17 protein-coding genes are annotated in these 17,853 nt (G+C 72.8%); 9 read left to right on the forward strand and 8 right to left on the reverse strand.

The window, feature by feature from the left end; translation table 11 throughout:
• Positions 1-25 precede the first annotated feature (25 nt).
• The 3 genes from otsB to B446_RS17515 all read right to left on the reverse strand — a co-directional run bounded on the left by otsB (position 26) and on the right by B446_RS17515 (position 2,444).
• Positions 26-859: a trehalose-phosphatase gene (otsB, locus tag B446_RS17505; protein WP_020940785.1), complete on the reverse strand. Its 834-nt coding sequence runs from the start codon at positions 857-859 to the stop codon at positions 26-28.
• Positions 860-921: 62 nt separating this feature from the next.
• Positions 922-1,146, reverse strand: a complete 225-nt coding sequence (locus B446_RS17510; RefSeq protein WP_020940786.1) for a DUF3263 domain-containing protein — start codon at positions 1,144-1,146, stop codon at positions 922-924.
• A gap of 35 nt (positions 1,147-1,181) precedes the next feature.
• Entirely contained in the window at positions 1,182-2,444 is a 1,263-nt protein-coding gene (locus B446_RS17515) for an extracellular solute-binding protein (RefSeq protein ID WP_020940787.1), read from the reverse strand.
• 139 nt (positions 2,445-2,583) lie between these two features.
• Between B446_RS17515 and B446_RS17520 the strand changes: the two genes are divergently transcribed.
• The 3 genes from B446_RS17520 (at position 2,584) to B446_RS17530 (ending at position 5,766) form a co-directional block, all read left to right on the forward strand.
• Positions 2,584-3,537 (forward strand): ROK family protein, encoded by a 954-nt coding sequence (locus B446_RS17520; protein WP_043475881.1) that lies wholly within the window; start codon positions 2,584-2,586, stop codon positions 3,535-3,537.
• Entirely contained in the window at positions 3,537-4,718 is a 1,182-nt protein-coding gene (gene nagA, locus B446_RS17525; RefSeq protein ID WP_043475883.1) for an N-acetylglucosamine-6-phosphate deacetylase, read from the forward strand. Before B446_RS17520 ends, nagA begins: the two co-directional genes overlap by 1 nt.
• 118 nt (positions 4,719-4,836) lie before the next feature.
• Positions 4,837-5,766, forward strand: a complete 930-nt coding sequence (locus tag B446_RS17530) for a 1-phosphofructokinase family hexose kinase (RefSeq protein WP_020940790.1) — start codon at positions 4,837-4,839, stop codon at positions 5,764-5,766.
• Between the two features lie 15 nt (positions 5,767-5,781).
• Here B446_RS17530 and B446_RS17535 read toward each other — a convergent pair whose 3' ends face one another.
• On the reverse strand, positions 5,782-6,732 hold the full coding sequence (locus tag B446_RS17535; protein ID WP_020940791.1) for a hypothetical protein: 951 nt from the start codon (positions 6,730-6,732) through the stop codon (positions 5,782-5,784).
• Between the two features lie 118 nt (positions 6,733-6,850).
• Positions 6,851-8,506, reverse strand: a complete 1,656-nt coding sequence (gene cdgB, locus B446_RS17540; RefSeq protein ID WP_020940792.1) for a diguanylate cyclase CdgB — start codon at positions 8,504-8,506, stop codon at positions 6,851-6,853.
• A 350-nt stretch (positions 8,507-8,856) separates the two neighbouring features.
• Here cdgB and B446_RS17545 point away from each other — a divergent pair, with 350 nt between their 5' ends.
• The gene (locus B446_RS17545) at positions 8,857-9,429 is read left to right on the forward strand and encodes a flavin reductase family protein (RefSeq protein ID WP_078614738.1); all 573 of its coding nucleotides are present in this window, start codon (positions 8,857-8,859) and stop codon (positions 9,427-9,429) included.
• A gap of 119 nt (positions 9,430-9,548) precedes the next feature.
• Here the strand turns inward: B446_RS17545 and arfB are convergent, their stop codons facing one another.
• Complete coding sequence (gene arfB / locus B446_RS17550) at positions 9,549-9,986, reverse strand: alternative ribosome rescue aminoacyl-tRNA hydrolase ArfB (RefSeq protein ID WP_043475886.1); 438 nt, start codon at positions 9,984-9,986, stop codon at positions 9,549-9,551.
• A 165-nt stretch (positions 9,987-10,151) separates the two neighbouring features.
• Between arfB and B446_RS17555 the strand changes: the two genes are divergently transcribed.
• From B446_RS17555 to B446_RS17565, 3 genes are all read left to right on the forward strand, one after another.
• Positions 10,152-10,727 (forward strand): TerD family protein, encoded by a 576-nt coding sequence (locus tag B446_RS17555; protein ID WP_020940795.1) that lies wholly within the window; start codon positions 10,152-10,154, stop codon positions 10,725-10,727.
• A gap of 78 nt (positions 10,728-10,805) precedes the next feature.
• On the forward strand, positions 10,806-11,312 hold the full coding sequence (locus B446_RS17560) for a GNAT family N-acetyltransferase (RefSeq protein ID WP_020940796.1): 507 nt from the start codon (positions 10,806-10,808) through the stop codon (positions 11,310-11,312).
• Between the two features lie 425 nt (positions 11,313-11,737).
• The gene (locus B446_RS17565) at positions 11,738-13,294 is read left to right on the forward strand and encodes a M4 family metallopeptidase (RefSeq protein ID WP_078614909.1); all 1,557 of its coding nucleotides are present in this window, start codon (positions 11,738-11,740) and stop codon (positions 13,292-13,294) included.
• Positions 13,295-13,331: 37 nt separating this feature from the next.
• Here B446_RS17565 and B446_RS17570 read toward each other — a convergent pair whose 3' ends face one another.
• Positions 13,332-14,723, reverse strand: a complete 1,392-nt coding sequence (locus B446_RS17570; RefSeq protein ID WP_020940798.1) for a M1 family metallopeptidase — start codon at positions 14,721-14,723, stop codon at positions 13,332-13,334.
• A gap of 69 nt (positions 14,724-14,792) precedes the next feature.
• On the opposite strand from B446_RS17570, the gene B446_RS17575 reads away from it, so the two are divergent.
• The gene (locus B446_RS17575) at positions 14,793-15,293 is read left to right on the forward strand and encodes a hypothetical protein (protein ID WP_020940799.1); all 501 of its coding nucleotides are present in this window, start codon (positions 14,793-14,795) and stop codon (positions 15,291-15,293) included.
• Positions 15,294-15,321: 28 nt separating this feature from the next.
• Here B446_RS17575 and B446_RS17580 read toward each other — a convergent pair whose 3' ends face one another.
• Entirely contained in the window at positions 15,322-16,011 is a 690-nt protein-coding gene (locus B446_RS17580) for a pentapeptide repeat-containing protein (RefSeq protein WP_052352160.1), read from the reverse strand.
• Positions 16,012-16,264: 253 nt separating this feature from the next.
• On the opposite strand from B446_RS17580, the gene B446_RS17585 reads away from it, so the two are divergent.
• Complete coding sequence (locus B446_RS17585; protein WP_020940801.1) at positions 16,265-17,779, forward strand: MFS transporter; 1,515 nt, start codon at positions 16,265-16,267, stop codon at positions 17,777-17,779.
• Positions 17,780-17,853 lie beyond the last annotated feature (74 nt).

The raw sequence follows: 17,853 nt of genomic DNA on the forward strand, positions 1-17,853 counted from the left end.
TGCCCGCCGGCCGCCGGCCGTCCGGTCAGCTGAGCCGGGCTGCCAGGCCCCGGAGCAGTCCGACGACTCCCTCGGGGCCGTTCACGACGAGGTCCGCGCGTTCCGCCAGTTCGGTGACCTCCGTGCTGCCGCTGCAGACCAGCAGGCCGGGTACGCCGTCCGAGCGGAGTTTCCCGACCGCGGCGAAGGCGGGGAGGTCGCCGAGGTCGTCGCCGGCGTAGAGGACGGCTCCCGCGCCGGTGGCGCGGACGTGGTCGAGCAGGGCCACGCCCTTGTCCATGCCGGGCGGGCGCAGTTCCAGCACCAGCCGGCCGGGTTCGACGATCAGGCCGTGCCGGGTGGCCAGGTCGGTGAGGGGGCCGCGCAGGGCGTCGAAGGCGGCCTGGGGGTCCTGCGCACGGCGGGTGTGCACGGCGACCGCGCGCCCCTTCTCCTCGATCCAGGTGCCCTGCCCGGCGCCGGCCCGGTCCAGCAGGCCCGGCAGCTCGGCGCGGACGGCGGCCACGCCGGGGTGCGGCGGCGGTGCGGTCAGCTCGCCGGTCGCGGCCTGCCAGCGCTCGGCACCGTAGTGGCCGAGGACGACGAGGTGTTCCAGGCCGGGCACGTCCGCGAAGCCGCCGTGCCGCACCGCGACCTCGGCCGGCCGGCCGGTCACCACGGCGACGGAGGCGACCCGGGGGGCGAGCGCGGCGAGCGCGGGCACCGCCCCCGGGTGGGCGCGGGCCTGTTCGGGATCGGCCACGATGGGGGCGAGCGTGCCGTCGAAGTCGAGGCCGATCACCGCGGTGCGCGGCTTGGCGAGCAGTGCGGCGAGCCCGTCCCGTCCGGCCCGGGTCGCCGGGGTCGGCAGAAGGTCCATACAGCGACACTATCCAGCGGGGGCCGGGGTCACGCCTGGTCGGTGTGCGCGAGCGCGGAAGGTCAGCGCTCGGAGCGCCGTGCCTCCCGGACCCGGCGCAGCCGGTTCACGGTGACCGGGTCGAACGCCAGCGCCCGCTCGTCGTCCAGCAACGCGTTGAGGAGCTGGTAGTAGCGCACCGGCGCCAGGCCCAGTTCCTCGCGTATCGCCCGTTCCTTCGCGCCGGGGCCGGCGAAGCCCCGGCGCTCCAGCGCGAGGATGGCCTTCTCGCGGCTGCCCAGTTCCATGGGGGCCACCGTAGCGCCGGGCACCGACAGCCGGCTCAGTTCGCGTCGCTGCTGTCGGCAGCCGTCGCCGCCGCCTGCAGACGGGTCAGGACCCCGGCGGGGCTGCCGCCGGGCGCGACCGCCTGGCCGATGTCCTTCTTGACGGCCGCGCTGACCGCGGCCCACGAGGTCTTGCCGACGGGGTAGAGCTGGGAGGTGGGGAGCTGGTCGAGGAAGGGGCGCAGGCTCTTGTCCGCGGCCACGTCGGACTGGGACATCGCGCCGGACGCCGAGTCGGTGACGGGGAGCAGCCCGTAGGCGCGGGAGAAGGCGAGGACGTTCTTGCGCGCGTAGACGTAGTCGAGGAAGTCGCCGATCTGCTCGGCGTGCCCGTTCTGCTTGAAGCCCATCATCCAGTCGGCGACGCCCATCGAGGCCCTGGCCGTGCCGTTGCGGCCCGGCATCGGGACCATGCCGAAGCTCACGCCCTTCTTGGCGGCCTGCTGGATCAGCGCCGGATGCCCGTTGAGCATGCCGACGCTGCCGTCGGCGAAGGCGGTGAAGGCGTCCGCGCGGTTGAGCTTGCCGGGGGCGACCGGACCGGTCAGGCCCTTGTCGACCAGCTCGTCCTTGAGCCAGGTGAAGGTCTGGATGTTCTGCGCGGAGTCGATCGTGTAGGTGCCGATGTCGTCGGTGTAGCCGTTGCCGCCGTTGTCGGTGTAGCCGCCGCTGAGCAGCCACTGCATGGTCTCGGCCTGGGCCTCCTCGGGGCCGAGCGGCAGGGCGTAGGGGTACTTCACGCCCTTGTCCCGCAGCGCCTTGGCGTCGGACGCCAGCTCGGCCCAGGTGGTGGGCGGGGTGATGCCGGCGCGCGCGAAGAGGGTCTTGTTGTAGAAGAGCACCCGGGTGGAGGCCGCGAAGGGGATGCCGTACTGCACGTGCTTCCACTGGCCGGCGTCGGCGAGCTGGGAGAGGAAGTCGGCCTGGGTGCGTATGGAGAGCAGGTCGGAGACCTGGTACAGCTTGCCCGCGGCCGCGTAGTCGGCGTAGGCGCCGATCTGGGCCAGGTCGGGGGCGTGCCCGGCGTCGACCATCTCCTTGACCTTGCGGTCGACGTCGTTCCAGGAGTAGACGCTGACCTCGACCTTGACGCCGGGGTGCCCGGACTCGTAGGCGGCGGCCAGCTTGTCCCAGTACTTCTTCGAGCTGGTGGCCGCCGAGTCGCCGTAGTCGGCGGCGACGAGTCTGAGCGTCACGTCGGAGGAGCCCGTGCTCCCGCAGCCGCCGAGAACCGCCGTCATGCCCAGTGCGGACACCACCGCGATCGTTCCTGCCGTACGCCGACGCACCGTCAAAGCCCCAACCCTGCTGTCTGACCGTTCAATATGTGGACACATAAGGTCTACACCACGTGAGTGGACTAGACCTCTTACGGGTCCGCGGGCCACACTGTCTCCCGTGAGACATGTCATCGCCCTGGACGTGGGCGGTACCGGGATGAAGGCGGCCCTCGTCGGCGACGACGGCGCGCTGCTGCACCGCGCCCGCCGGGCCACCGGCCGCGAGCGCGGGCCCGGCGCCGTGGTCGAGACGATCCTCGGTTTCGCCGCCGAGCTGCACGCGTACGGCCTGGAGCGCTACGGCGAGCCGGCCGCCGCGGCCGGCATCGCGGTGCCCGGCATCGTCGACGAGGAGCACGGCACCGCCGTCTACGCGGCCAACCTCGGCTGGCGGGACGTGCCCCTGCGCGACCGGCTCACCGAACGGCTCGGCATCCCCGTGGCGCTCGGCCACGACGTGCGCACCGGCGGACTCGCCGAGGGCCGCATCGGCGCGGGCAAGGGCGCCGACCGCTTCCTGTTCGTCGCCCTCGGCACCGGGATCGCCGGCGCCATCGGCGTGGACGGCCGGGTGGAGTCGGGCGCGCACGGGTTCGCCGGCGAGATCGGGCACGTCGTCGTACGGCCCGGCGGCACCGCCTGCCCCTGCGGGCAGCACGGCTGCCTGGAGCGCTACGCCTCCGCGTCCGCCGTCAGCGAGGCGTGGGCGGCGGTCTGCGGGGACCCGGACGCGGACGCCGCCGACTGCGCGAAGGCCGTCGCGTCCGGTGACCCGAACGCCGTCCGGATCTGGCAGGGGGCGGTGGACGCCCTCGCCGACGGGCTGGTGACCGCGCTCACCCTGCTGGACCCGCGCACCCTGATCATCGGTGGCGGCCTGGCCGAGGCGGGGGAAGTGTTGTTCCAGCCGCTGCGGGACGCCGTCCGGCGGCGGGTCACCTTCCAGAAGCTGCCGTCCATCGTTCCCGCCGCCCTCGGCGACACCGCCGGCTGCCTGGGCGCGGGACTGCTCGCCCGGGATCTCCTCGACTCCACCGACCCCACGACCGACCCCTCGGAGGTAACCGCCTGATGGCTCCCAGCTTGGTTCTCACAGGTGCCCGGGTGGTGCTGCCCACCGGCGTGGTGGACGACGGGCGCGTGGTCGTGGAGGGCACGAAGATCACGCAGGCCGCGGCGGCGGACTCCGCGGGCACGACGGCCGCGGGCCCGGCTCCCGCGGACGCCGAGGTCCTCGACGTCGGCGGCCACTGGCTGGTGCCGGGCTTCGTCGACATCCACAACCACGGCGGTGGCGGCGCCTCCTTCTCCGGCACCGCGGACGACGTGCTGACGGCCGTCCGCGCCCACCGGCTGCACGGCACCACCACCCTGGTCGCCTCCACGGTCACCGACGAGATGGACCTGCTGGTCACCCAGGCGGGGCTGCTGAGCGAGCTGGCCGAGCAGGGCGACATCGCCGGCATCCACTTCGAGGGTCCGTTCATCTCCCCGTGCCGCAAGGGCGCGCACTCCGAGGAACTGCTGCGCGACCCGGACCCGGCCGAGGTGCGCAAGCTGATCGACGCGGGCCGCGGCAGGGCCCGCATGGTGACGCTGGCCACCGAGCTCCCGGGCGGTGTCGACTCCGTACGGCTGCTCGCGGAGCACGGCGTGATCGCCGCGATCGGGCACACCGACGCCAGCTACGAGCAGACGGTCGCGGCGATCGACGCGGGCGCCACGGTCGCCACCCACCTCTTCAACGCCATGCCGCCCCTCGGCCACCGCTCCCCCGGCCCGATCGCCGCGCTGCTGGAGGACGAGCGGGTCACCGTCGAGCTGATCAACGACGGCGTGCACCTGCACCCGGCCGCCCTGGAGCTGGCGTTCCATCACGCCGGCGCCTCCCGGGTCGCGTTCATCACCGACGCGATGGACGCGGCCGGCAGCGGTGACGGCCGCTATCTGCTCGGCCCGCTGGAGGTCGAGGTCAGCGAAGGCGTGGCGCGACTGGTGGAGGGCGGCTCGATCGCGGGCTCCACGCTCACCCTCGACCGGGCCTTCAAGCGGGCGGTGACCGTCGACGGACTGCCGGTCCAGGACGTGGTCGCCGCCCTGTGTGCCAACCCCGCGCGCCTGCTCGGCCTGTCCGACCGCGTCGGCTCCCTGGAGCCGGGCAAGGACGCCGACCTGGTGCTGCTGGACGCCGACTTCGACCTCAAGGGCGTGATGCGGCAAGGAGAATGGGTCGTCACGCCCCAACTGCCCTGATCCGTCCGGGCGTCCGAGGACGGCTGCCGACCCGCGCACTGGGCCGGCCGCCGTCTCTTTGGCATGATCAGGGCCCCGGTAACCGATGGCGACGCCATTCGAGGGGAGGTCGGCCCGGGTGATCCTCACGGTCACACTGAACACCGCACTCGACATCACCTATCGCGTGGGCGCCCTGCGGCCGCACGCCTCGCACCGCGTCTCGGACGTCACCGAACGGCCGGGCGGCAAAGGCGTGAACGTGGCCCGGGTGCTGGCCGCGCTCGGCCACGAGGCGACGGTCGCCGGCTTCGCGGGCGGCGCCACCGGACAGGTGCTGCGCGAACGGCTCGCGCGCGTGCCGGGGGTGACGGACGCGCTGGTGCCGTGCGCGGGACCCACCCGCCGCACCATCGCCGTGGTGGACGAACTGACCGGCGACACGACCCAGCTCAACGAGCCGGGACCGCAGATCGAGCCGGCCGAGTGGAGCGCCTTCCTCGACCGCTACGAGGAACTCCTGCCCACCGCCTCGGCGGTGGCCCTGTCCGGCAGCCTGCCGCCGGGGGTCCCGGTGGGCGCCTACGCGGGCCTGGTCCGCACCGCCCGGGCCGTCGGCGTCCCGGTGCTGCTGGACACCAGCGGGGAGCCGCTGCGCCGCGGGGTCGCCGCCCGCCCCGACATCATCAAGCCGAACGCGGAGGAACTGGCCGAGCTGACCGGTTCCCACGAACCGTCGCGCGCCACCCAGGACGCCCGGCGCCGGGGCGCCCACGCGGTCGTGGCCTCCCTCGGCCCGCAGGGCCTGCTCGCCGCGACCCCCGAGGGCCGCTGGCGCGCCGCCCCGCCCGCCCGCGTCCACGGCAACCCGACCGGCGCCGGCGACTCGGCGGTCGCGGGACTGCTGTCGGGCCTCGTGGAACGCCTCTCCTGGCCGGAGCGGCTGGCCCGGGCGGTCGCCCTGTCGGCGGCGACCGTACGGGCACCGGCGGCGGGCGAGTTCGACGCCGCCGCCTACGAGGACCTGCGCGCCCGGGTCACGGTGGCCGGGGTGGTCAGCGTGGCCTAGGCCGCGTCCGCGGACCTAGCTGCTCCGCTGGACCTGGCCCTTCTTGAGCCACATCTGGTCGAGGAGGACGTTGCACTTGTCCCCGGCCTGGCAGGAGACGGCGATGGTGTTGGTGCCCTTCTTCAGGGTCGGCCACACGAAGGAGGTGGTCCAGCCCTTGGCGAAGTCCCCGTCGGCCGCGTGCCGGTAGTTCTTCATGCCCAGCTTGCTGCCGAACTCCTTGCCGTTGACGGTGACCGTCATCGACTGGTCCTCGCCACCGGTCGCGCTGTAGTTCACGAAGAGGGTGTACGGGCCGTCCTCGGGGATGTCGTTGACCGTCCAGGTCACCGAGGAGCCGACCGTGTTCAGACCGCCCACGTAGGTGCCGCCGGCGGCCTCCGCGCCCTTGACGTCCGAGGCCTTGGCCGCGCCGCCGGTGAGCTGGAGCGCGCTGGCGTCCGTCTTCGGCAGCTCGCCCGGCGCCGCCGACGTGCTGCTCGACGCGCTCGGCTCGCTGCTCTGCGCCTGGGTCGGGGAGGCCCCCGCCTGGCTGCCGGACTTGTCGTCGGAGCTGTCGTTGAGCATCGCGACGCCGATACCGATGACGACCACGGCGACCACGGCGATCGCGCCGGTCAGCAGGCCCTTGGTGTTGGGACCGCGCCGGCCGCCGCCACCGCCGGACGGGGCGGACTGCCGGCCCGTCGGAGCACCGCCGGGCAGCGTCTCGGGAGCCTGGTAGTGGGCGTTCGGCTGACCGTAGGCCGCCTGCTGCGGGACGGTCTGCTGCTGGCCGTACGGAGCCGCCTGCGGCGCGCCGCCGTAGGTGCGCTCGCCGACCGCGCGCACTCTGCTGACCGAGTTCGGGTAGCCGTAGCCACCGCCGGACGGCGGCTGGGCCCCTCTGGCCTGTCCGTCGGCGTACAGGTAGCCGAACGGGTCCTCGTCCTCGGGCGTGCTCGCGCCGTTGTCGCCGGGCGTCATCCCTTGGTACTCCTCAACAGGTGCGGGCGGATGCGATACGCGTGTGGAATGGCGAGCCTACCCGCTCCGGCTGCCCCAAACGGGTGAGTCACCTCGCATCAACTCACTGACCTGGAGGTCATCCCGCACGGCGGTGCTGTTTGGGACGAGATCGTTTCTCTACGTACATCCGCTCGTCGGCCGACTTCAGCACTTCGTCCGCCGTCATGCCGCAGTGGGCCCAGCCGATGCCGAAGCTGGCGCCCACCCGGACGGCCCGGCCCTCGGCGCGGATGGGCTGGATGATCTCGTTGCGCAGGCGTACGGCGAGGTCCTGGGCGTCGGCCTTGCCCAGTCCGTCGGCGAGGATCACGAACTCGTCGCCGCCGAGCCGGGCGACGGTGTCCCCGTCCCGCACGCCCCTGCTGAGCCTGCGGGCGACCTCGATGAGGACGGCGTCGCCCGCGTTGTGCCCGAACCTGTCGTTGATCGACTTGAAGCCGTCCAGGTCGCAGAAGAGGACCGCGAGACCCTTGGTCCCGTCGTCGCGGCCGTCCTCGGGGGCGATGGTGTGGACGTGGTGGTCGAAGCCGTCGAACGCCTCGCCGGCCTGCGCGAAGTCGAAGCCGTGCCCGGTGGGGGCGTCGAAGGCGGGGTGGCCGTAGGCCGCGTCCAGGGACTCCAGGACGCCCGGCTGGGCCTGGCGCCGGCACAGCCGGGACGAGAGGCGCGAGCGCAGCTCGGCGGAGTTCGGCAGGCCGGTGAGGGAGTCGTGGGAGGCGCGGTGGGCGAGCTGGAGCTCGCGGCGCTTGCGCTCCTCGATGTCCTCGACGTGCGTGAGCAGGAAGCGGGGGCCGTCGGCGGCGTCGGCGACGACGGAGTTGCGCAGGCTGACCCAGACGTAGCTGCCGTCACGGCGGCCGAGGCGCAGCTCCGCGCGGCCGCCCTCCGCCGAGGTGCGCAGCAGGGTGCCGATGTCCTCGGGGTGGACCAGGTCGGAGAAGGAGTAGCGGCGCATGGCGGAGGCGGGCCGGCCCAGCAGGCGGCACAGGGCGTCGTTGGTGCGCAGGATCCGCCCGTGCTGGTCGCCGCCCATCTCGGCGATGGCCATGCCGGAGGGGGCGTACTCGAACGCCTGCCGGAAGCTCTCCTCGCTGGCCCTGAGGGCCTGCTGGTCCCGCTCGAGACGGACCAGGGCGCGCTGCATGTTGGCACGTAGACGCGCGTTGCTGATGGCGATGGCGGCCTGGAAGGCGTACATCTGCAGGGCCTCGCGGCCCCAGGCGCCGGGGCGGCGGCCGTTGCGCGGCCGGTCGACGGATATGACCCCGAGCAGCTCACCGGAGGAGCCGCCCTGCACGCCGGGCGTGTACATCGGGGCGAAGAGCCGGTCGGAGGGATGCCACTCGTCCTCGAAGCGGGGGGCGGGCCCGTCGGTGTACCACTGCGGGACGTCGTCGTCGTCCAGCACCCAGCCCTCGGTGTGCGGTATGAACACGAGGTCGCCCCACTGCTCGCCCATGCCCAGCCGCCGGTCCCAGGAGTCGCGCGAGCCGACCCGGCCGGTGATGAGGGACTCGGCCGCGGAGTTGCCGGAGAAGGCGGCGACGACGAGGTCGCCGTCCTGGCGCACCAGGTTGACGGCGGCCATCTCGTAGCCGAGGGCGCCCACGACGCCGTCGGCGACCGACTGCAGTGTGTCCGCCAGGCTGCGGGCCGTGTTCATGTCGGCCATGACCTGGTGCAGCTGTCGCAGGGACGCAAGGCGGACATACGGCTCCGACTCGGTCTCCATGCTCGCCCTCCCCCCGAGACCTCGCAGCGAATCAAGGGTTGTCGTCGGCGCTTCTGTCAGGTGTGCTTCCAGTCGTGGTCCTGCGGCTCCTCCGCCACTGAATCACAGCGCGCTCCCCACTCGGTACACAGGGTCAACAATTCCTGCCCCTTGTGACTCAAGTCACAGGCGAACATGAACAATTGGGTGGAGTTTCCGCGTTTTCCCCGTGCGTTTACCCGGGAGAGGCTTTCTCGTCGTGTTCACATGATGCACCGCGGGGCCGTCCCGGCGTGGTCCCCCGGACCTAGGACCAGGCTCGGGCGGAGGGCCGATGCGGCGCGTACGGGGCGGAGATTAGCGTTTCCGGTGTGCTGAAGACTCCCTCACCCACCGCCACCTCCGCTTCCGGGCATGCTGAGGGGGTGAGCAACGACGAGTTCCGGGCCGCGATGTCCCGGCTGGGCGCGGGCGTGGTCCTGGTGACCGCGCAGGAGCCGCCGCTGGATCCGGACGACCCCACGGCGCCGGGCGTCGAGGACGTCGGCATGACCGCCACCGCCTTCCTCTCCGTCTCGCTGGACCCGCCGCTGGTGCTGGTCAGCCTGCGGACGGGCGCCCGCATGGACGACCTGCTCGACGAACAGCCGCTGTGGGCCGTCTCCGTCCTCTCCGAGAGCCAGCGCCACATCGCCGGCCGTTTCGCGATGAAGGGACGGATCAGCGACCGCCTGCTCTTCGAGGACCTGCCCTACGTCCGCGGCGAGGTCACCGGCGCCCCGCTGATGGGCGGCGCGCTGGCGACCCTGGAGTGCCGCACCGAGCAGCGGGTGGCGGCCGGCGACCACACCCTCGTCATCGGACGGGTGCTGACCGCGCGGGTGCCGAGCGCGGAGGGCGGCCCCCTGCTGTATTTCCGGGGGCGTTACCGGCAGTTGGGCTGACCGCGCGGCCGCCGAATTCCACGGTCACGGAATTCGGCGGTCGCGACCGGGGGAAATCGGTTTCGGAATGCGCGCGGCCGGCGCTCCGTCCGCGCGGCCGGCTCACCGCCGTGAAGCGGTCATCCCCAGTCGCGGCCCGAGCGGCCGCGCTTGGTCTGCGAGCGCTCCTTCTTCTGGCGCAGCCGGCGTTCGTTGATGCCCCGCGGGACGCGGGTCGGGCGGCGGGGCTTGGGCGGGGGCGCGGTCGCCTCGGCGAGGAGGGCCGCCAGCCGTACGGCGGCGGTCTCCCGGTTGCGCCACTGGGAGCGGTGCTCGGAGGAGCGCACCACCACGACCCCGTCGACCAGCCGCCCGGCCAGCCGCTGCAGCGCCCGCTCCTTCCAGACCGCGGGCAGGGCCTCGGTGGCGGCCAGGTCGAAGCGCAGCTCGACCTGCGAGTCACTGGTGTTGACGTGCTGGCCGCCCGGACCGGACGACCTCGAGAAACGCCACGCCAGCTCGGCCTCGGGGAGCGAGACGGAGCCGCGGATGAGGTAGGGACCGGACATGTGTCCCATGTTCCCGGCCGCGGCCCTCCCACGTCATCCGGTTTTCGCCGTCTGGACCATCCGGGTAAAAAAGGTAAAGGGATCCGGAACCGCCGGGACCCCCCTCGACGTTCTCCCCGGTGACGGTAGCTTCATCGGCACAGATACACGGATACAAGGGAAGGGACTCCCAACATGGCTGTAAGCCTGTCCAAGGGTGGCAACGTCTCGCTCACCAAGGAGGCTCCGGGCCTGACCGCCGTCACCGTGGGCCTCGGCTGGGACGTCCGCACCACCACCGGCACGGACTTCGACCTGGACGCCTCCGCCATCGCGGTGAACACGCAGGGCAAGGTCTACTCCGACGCCCACTTCGTGTTCTTCAACAACAAGCAGACCCCGGACAACTCGATCGTCCACACCGGTGACAACCGCACCGGCGAGGGCGCGGGCGACGACGAGGCGATCAACGTCAACCTGGCCGCCCTCCCGGCCGACATCGACAAGATCGTCTTCCCGGTCTCCATCTACGACGCCGAGAACCGCGGCCAGAACTTCGGCCAGGTCCGCAACGCCTACATCCGCATCGTCAACCAGGCGGGCGGCGCCGAGATCGCGCGCTACGACCTCTCGGAGGACGCGGCCACCGAGACCGCGATGGTCTTCGGCGAGCTGTACCGCAACGGCGCCGAGTGGAAGTTCCGCGCCGTCGGCCAGGGTTACGCCTCCGGCCTGGTCGGCATCGCCCAGGACTTCGGCGTCAACGTCTGACCGGCAGGGCCTTCGGCGGGGAGCCCCGGGACGCGGCGAACAGGCCGCGGGCCGGGGCTCCCGCGCTACCTTGCCCGGGTGATCCTCCAGCCGCTGCCGCCCGGCCGTGACCTCCCGGCCCCGCTGCTCACCGAACTGACGGCGCTGTACGCCTCTCACCGCGACTTCCTCGCGCTCAGCGGGGACCTGCCCGATCCGGACGACGTACGGCCCGAGCAGGTGGCCGCCCTGCTGGCCGATGAACGGGCCCACCCGGGCGCCGAGGTGCTGCTCGCCCGGTCCGGGGGCCGGCTGGTCGCGCTCGTGATCACCCTGTCCCGGCACCCGGACCCGGCCGACCCGGACCCCTGGATCGGGCTGCTGCTGGTGGACGCCTCCGAGCAGGGCAGGGGCTACGGCCGGCGGGTCGTCGGCGAGGTCGAGGGGCGCTTCCGGGCCGCCGGCCGCCGGGCCGTGCGGCTCGCCGTGCTCGACGGCAACACCAGCGGGCTGGCCTTCTGGACCGCCCTGGGCTACGAGGTGGTGGGCCATCGCAGCGACCACGCGCTCGGCCGCCCCTGCGCCGTGCTGCGCAAGGTGCTGTGAACCCGGGAGCACGACTTCACGCACACCGGCATCCGCCGGTGTGGCCCCCGGGCCTTGCCCGCATGCCGGACGAGCGGGAGGGCTGAGGCGGGCGCCGGCGGGGGCTGCGACGGTGTGCCGAACCACGCCCCAACTGCGCTGTGCAAGCGGGCAGTTGATCACCGCAGTCGTGTCCGCATAACGGTTTCCGTCGCACGTCTTTCGGAAACGAACACGTAAAATGTTGTCGGCGCCCTGTCAAACAGGACGTGCTGCTGTCACTCTCTCCTCACCCGCCGCAACTCTGTGCATCCCCTGTGTTCCGCCTGTGTCTCCACCCCACGGAGACCAGTCCCCAAGGAGATCGAGTGACACAGCAGCCCCACGCGTCCCGCACCTCGCGCAAGACCGCCCTGCGCGCGGCCGCCCTGGCCGGTTCGGCCGCGATGGTCGTTCTCGCGCTGCAGAACGGCTCGGCCACCGCCGCCCCCACGCACACCCCCGGCGCCACGGCCCTCCCGCTCAGCGCGAGCGCCCGGGTCACCGCGCTGAGGACCGCCCAGCAGCACGCGGGCGCGGCGGCCCGTGAACTGGGCCTCGGCGGCAAGGAGAAGCTGGTCGTCCGGGACGTGCTCAAGGACGCCGACGGCACGGTCCACACGCGCTACGAGCGCACCTACGCCGGTCTGCCCGTCCTCGGCGGTGACCTGGTCACCCACGTCGCGAAGAACGGCTCGCTCAAGGGCGTCGACAAGGCGTCCAAGGCCCGGATATCCGTGCCCACCACCACCGCGGCCGTCTCCCCCGCGAACGCGAAGAAGACCGCCCTCAAGGCCGCGGGCACCGCGAAGGCCACCGCCTCGTCCTCCCGCAAGGTCGTCTGGGCGGCCGGCGCCAAGCCGGTCCTGGCCTACGAGTCCGTCGTCAAGGGCGTCCAGCACGACGGCACCCCGAGCGAGGTGCACGTCGTCACCGACGCGCGCACCGGCAAGAAGCTCTACTCCTACCAGGCGATCGACACCGGTACCGGCACCAGCCGGTACAGCGGCACGGTCACGATCGGCACCACCGCCTCCGCCTCCGGCGGCTACGACCTGATCGACGGCGGCCGCGGCGGTCACAAGACCTACGACCTGAACGGCGGCACGACCGGCACCGGCACCCTGTTCCACGACGCCGACGACACCTGGGGCGACGGCACCGTCGGCAACCGCCAGACCGCGGCCGTCGACGCCGCCTACGGCGCGGCCGTCACCTGGGACTTCTACAAGTCCGCGTTCAACCGCAACGGCATCGCGGGCGACGGCAGGGCCGCCTACTCGCGCGTCCACTACGGCAACGCCTACGCCAACGCCTTCTGGGACGACAGCTGCTTCTGCATGACGTACGGCGACGGCACGGCCAACGCCGACCCGCTCACCTCGCTGGACGTGGCCGGCCACGAGATGAGCCACGGCCTGACCGCGGCCACCGCGAAGCTCAACTACAGCCGGGAGTCCGGCGGCCTGAACGAGGCCACCTCCGACATCTTCGGCACCTCGGTGGAGTTCTTCGCCAACAACGCCTCCGACCCCGGTGACTACCTCATCGGCGAGAAGATCGACATCAACGGCGACGGCACCCCGCTGCGCTACATGGACAAGCCCAGCAAGGACGGCGGCTCCGCCGACTACTGGTCGAAGACGGTCGGCCGCCTCGACGTGCACTACTCGTCGGGCGTCGCCAACCACTTCTTCTACCTGCTGAGCGAGGGCAGCGGCGCAAAGACGATCAACGGCGTCTCGTACGACTCGCCCACCTACAACGGCGCCGCGGTCACCGGCATCGGCCGGGCCAAGGCCGTCCAGATCTGGTACAAGGCCCTGAGCACGTACTTCACGTCGACCACGACCTACGCGGGCGCCCGCACCGGCACCCTGCAGGCCGCGGCCGCCCTGTACGGGTCCGGCAGCGCCGAGTACAACGCGGTGGCGGCGGCCTGGACGGCGGTCAACGTCAAGTAACGGCGCCCTTCACGCGGTTCCACGGCCGGGCCACCCGTCACGGGCGGTCCGGCCGGCCGTCTCCGTACAGCCAGTCCCGCCAGATCCCGGAGAAGTCCTCGCCCGGCGCCCGCTTCTCGACGTACGCGGTGAAGTCGGCGGTGCTCGCGGTGCCGTGGCGGTGGGCGGCGGCCCAGCCCCGCAGGACGGCGTGGAAGGTGTCGTCGCCGACCTTCTGGCGGATCTTCTGCAGGACCGCCGCGCCGCGCTGGTAGACGGGGGCGGCGGAGATGTGCGCGGCGTCGGAGGGCTTCGCCGGCGGGAAGGACCACACCTCCTTGTCGTCCGCCGCGTACAGGTCGTCGAAGGTCCGCTGTGCGCTCGGGCCGCCGTGGTCCTCCTCGTAGAGCCACTCCGCGTAGGTGGCGAAGCCCTCGTTGAGCCACATGTCCTGCCAGCTCGCGGGGGTGACCGAGTCGCCGTACCACTCGTGGGCGAGCTCGTGCACGAGGGTGGAGGTGGCGGGGGCGCCGGGGAAGACGGGGCGGGTCTGGGTCTCCAGCGCGTAGCCGGCGTCGTCCGGGCGGTCGACGATCGCCCCGGTGGAGGAGAACGGGTACGGGCCGAAGTTCCGCTCCTCCCACGCGATGATCCCGGGCAGCTTCGCCAGCACCCCCGCGCTCGCCCGGACCTGGGTGGGGTCGACGGCGGTGAGGACCGGCAGGCCGTGCGGTCCCGTGGTGCGGGTGATGACGAAGCGGCCGACGGCGACCGTGGCGAGGTAGCTCGCCATGGGCTGGGCCATGTGCCAGGCGTAGGTGGTCCGCCCGCCGTGGGTGCGCCGGCTCGTGAGCTCCCCGTTGGAGACCGCCTGGAGGCCCTGCGGGACGGTGACCGTGATGTCGTAGGCCGCCTTGTCCGAGGGGTGGTGGTCGCCGGGGAACCAGGCCATGGAGCCGACCGGCTCGCCCAGGCCGAGCGCGCCGTCGGCGGTGGGCAGCCAGCCCTCCTCGGAACCGTCGGGGTCGGTGAGGGTCCGCGGGGTGCCCGAGTAGCGGACGGTGGTGCGGAAGGTCCGGCCCCGTCGGAGGTCGTCGTGGGGGCGGACGGTGAGTTCCTGGCCGGCCCGGTTCCAGCGGGCGTCCCTGCCGTCGACGGTGACCGAGGCGACGTCCAGCCCGTCGAGGTCGAGGTCGAAGGCGGTCAGGTCCTGGGTGGCGCGGGCCGTGATCACCGCCGTGCCGGTCAGATGGCGGCCGTCCGGCGTGTAGTCGAGGGTGAGGCCGTAGTGGGTGACGTCGTAGCCGCCGTTGCCGGCCCTCGGGAAGTAGGGGTCGCGCACGCCGTGGCCGCCCGGGGTGCCGTGCACGCCGCGGTCGCACCCGGTGCCGGTGAGGGCGAGGGCGCACAGCGCGGCGGCGGCCGGGACGAGGCGCGCGGATCTGGACATGTCAGTGATCCTAGGTCGGGGAACCGGCCGGGGCCCGGTGCGGGGCGCGGGCGTGACACCATCTCTCCCGTGCTCGACATCGGCTACGCCCTCTCCAACCGCTTCCCGGACCCGCCGCAGACCGACTACCGCCGCGCGGACGTCCACGCGCTGCGGCACGACCTGTTCTGCGGGGACGTCTACCTCGCGGACACCAAGGCGGACCGGGAGCTGTCCACAGCCTGGGGATGGGTGCCGGTGCTGGACTTCGCGTGGGCGCTGTGCGACATCGCCGAGCGGCTGGACCGGGACCCGATGGGCTCCCGTGCCTCGCGCCCGCAGCGGGCGGAGCTCGACTTCACCGAGTCCACCGACCGGATGCTCTTCGAGCGCCGCTTCGGCTGGGTGGACATCGAGGCCGACTGGATGCCGGCCGAGGAGGCCCCGCTCACCTTCTCCCACGCCGAACTCCGGCGTGAGGCGCGGGACTTCCTCCACGACCTGATCGCCGACCTGACCGATCTGCACGAGGACCTGGCGGAGAACCCGGCGGTCTGGACCCTCCAGGCACGCTTCCCCCGGGTCTCCTGACCCGCGCCTCTGCGCACGCCCCTCGCGCTCAGCCCTCCACGCGGATGCCCAGCTCCGCCGCCAGCACAGGGGCCAGGTCCAGCAGCTGACCCGTGCTGATCACCGCTCCGGACAGCCGGTCCAGGCCCCGGGTGATCTCCAGCGGAGCGGCCCCGCGCAGGTCGACGTCCTTCAGCGTCACGTTGCCGAAGTCGGCCTCCCTGAGCGCGCAGTCCACGAACTCCACCCGCTCCAGCCGGGCCCCGGCGAAGTCGGGCTCGACCAGGACGCAGGACTCGAAGACGACGTCCTTGAGCCGGGCCTCGCGCAGGTTCAGGAAGTCGATCTTGCCGCCCCGGACCACGACCCGCTCCATGACGGCTCCGTGCAGCTGGGTGCCGCCCAGGCGGGGGTCGCGCAGCTCGACGTCGCGCCAGGTGGACTCGGCCAGGTTCGTGCCGACCCCGCGCAGGCCGGTGAGGACCGAGTCCAGCACCCGGGCCCGGGGCAGCGCCGCCTCGTCCACCGCGCAGCCGGTGAGCGCGCAGTCCATGAAGCGGGCGCCCGCCCCGTCCTGCCCGGACAGGTCGGCGTCCCGGAACTCCAGCCCGTCGTAGTCGCCGTCCGGCTCCAGCGCGCCGCCCGCCCAGGGCTCCAGCGGTGGCAGCCGCACCTCCGGCCGGCGCGCGCTCTTCGTCCCGGTCCTGCCCGGGCCCGTGCCCGTCGTTGTCCTCGCCATGGCCCCCATGCTGCACCGCGCCACTGACAATCCGCCCGGCCCGCGGGGACCGGCGGCGCCCCGGGCCGATGTCACATTCCCCGGGGCCCCCGTCGTCAAGGGAACAGCGCGGTCACCGCGCCGTCACCGGTCACCGGGCGTCCCGCCCTCGACATCGAACACGCCTGAAGGTGGTGCTCCCGTCATGCACGACGAACGCCGCAACCCCGCACACCCGGATGCGATACATCACGATTCATGGTCTTCTGGCCAGATGAGCATCGGCCGAAAGGGTGAACCCGCGCCGACCGCGGCCAGGACCGTGGAAGCCGATCCCCATCGCTGGTGGGCGCTGGTCGTCATCGCCCTCGCGCAGCTGATGGTGGTCCTGGACGCGACGATCGTGAACATCGCGCTCCCCTCGGCGCAGCGCGCCCTGAACATGTCCGACGGCAACCGGCAGTGGGTCATCACCGCCTACACCCTCGCCTTCGGCGGGCTGCTCCTGCTCGGCGGCCGGATCGCCGACCTCGCCGGCCGCAAGAAGACCTTCGTCGTCGGCCTGATCGGCTTCGCGGCCGCCTCCGCGCTCGGCGGCGCGGCGACCAGCTCCGCCATGCTGTTCGGCGCCCGGGCCCTGCAGGGCGCCTTCGCGGCCGTCCTCGCGCCCTCCGCGCTGAGCCTGCTGACCACGACGTTCACCGACGTCCGCGAGCGCGGGAAGGCGTTCGGCATCTACGGCGCGCTGGCCGGCAGCGGCTCGGCCATCGGGTTCATCGTCGGCGGCCTGCTCACCGAGTACCTCAACTGGCGCTGGTGCCTGTACGTCAACGTGCCCATCGCCGTCGTCGCGGTGCTCGGCGCCCTCACCCTGCTGCACGACCGCCCCGGCCACGGCGACGTCCGCCTCGACGTGCCCGGCGCGGTGCTCGGCTGCGGCGGACTGGTCGCGATCGTCTACGGCTTCAGCGAGGCCGAGCCGCGTGGCTGGACCGACCCGCTGGTGATCGCCCTGTTCGCGGTCGGTGTCGCGCTGCTCGTCGGCTTCGTGTGGTGGCAGAACCGCGCCCCGAGCCCGCTGCTGCCGCTGCACATCGTCCGTGACCGCAACCGCGCGGGCTGCTTCCTGACCATGATGCTCGCCGTGATCGGCATGTTCGGGCTGTTCCTGTTCATGACCTACTACCTGCAGGTCATCCTCGGCTACTCGCCGGTGCGGGCGGGCCTTGCGTTCCTGCCGCTGACCGCCGCGATCATCATCGGCTCCACCCAGATCTCGGCCCGGCTGCTGCACCGGGTGGCCCCGCGCGTGCTCATGGTGCCCGGCATGCTGCTGGCCGCGTCCGGGCTGCTGCTCCTGACCCGGATGACGGTCGACTCCTCCTACGGCGGCGAGATCCTGCCCGCCCTGCTGCTGATGGGCCTCGGCATGGGCCTGACCTTCATGCCGGTGTTCGCCACCGCCACCGCGGGCGTCGCCCCGCGCGACGCGGGGGTCACGTCGGCGACCGTCAACACCGCCCAGCAGGTGGGCGGCTCCATCGGCACGGCGCTGCTCAACACCATCGCCACCACCAGCAGCGCCGCCTACGTCGCCGCCCATCTGCACAGTCCGGCCGAGAAGGCCGCGGTGATCCCGGCCGGCGTGGTGCACGGCTACACGGTCGCCATCTGGTGGGCGGCGGGTGTGATGCTGCTGGCCGGCCTGGTGGCGGGCGTGATGGTCACCGCCAGGGCTCCCGGCCACGGCGCCCCCACCGAGACCCCGGTCGCGGAGCCGGTGGTCTGATCGCCGGCGGTCCCTCGGCGGTCCCCCGGCGGACTCCCCGCGGCTCCCGCGGCCGGGAGCCGTCGGCCGCGGCC

This window comes from Streptomyces collinus Tu 365 (assembly GCF_000444875.1).
Taxonomy (GTDB): Bacteria; Actinomycetota; Actinomycetes; order Streptomycetales; family Streptomycetaceae; genus Streptomyces; species Streptomyces collinus_A.